The following is a 604-nucleotide window of genomic DNA, read 5'->3' on the forward strand; positions in this document are numbered from 1 at the left end:
ACATTTTTCCTCAACCTCTTCTGGCCATTGAGGTATTTTACTGGTTTGCATTGCAATATACCGAGAGAATGATTCCAACAGATAGTATGGAACAAGTAGCAATTTATAGAACCAATCCCATTTAGTATCAACGCGGAGAATGTACTGAAGGCCATAAATGTAGCTTTCTTTTTTTTCAGAAATTGGATGACATAAAAATATAGTTTTAGGAAGTTCATCCAGTACATCTTCTTCCATATAGCAGCGAATAAATTCCCAATAACCCGGAATATTAACTTTGCTATCGTAAATTCCTAAACTGAATGTCTGCAATACAGTTTCGTTATCATCAGCCAGAATATGGCCATCAATTCCCCATCCCAGTCCTATCCCTTTTCCTTCATAAAGCGTAAAAAAAATATCACTCCAAGGGGCTACTAAAACAGTCTCATTCACTTGATAAACATATACCATCTGTGTTTTTCGATTAAATCGTATAGGATAATGGGTTTTTCTAAACCACTCCTTTAAAAAAACGCTCGAAGTGGCACATACAGTAAAAAATAGAAAGATAATACAAAACACTATAAGATAAGAATCACCAGATTCTAACGGTTCATCACGT

General features: G+C 35.1%; 1 protein-coding gene. It reads right to left on the bottom strand.

Annotated features, from left to right (window positions below; translation table 11 throughout):
* Positions 1 to 604, bottom strand: a 604-nt coding sequence (locus tag Xsto_RS21800; protein ID WP_339955555.1) for a DUF6708 domain-containing protein, incomplete at both ends; no start/stop codon positions are given.

It is taken from the genome of Xenorhabdus stockiae (assembly GCF_002632825.1).
Lineage (GTDB): Bacteria > Pseudomonadota > Gammaproteobacteria > Enterobacterales > Enterobacteriaceae > Xenorhabdus > Xenorhabdus stockiae.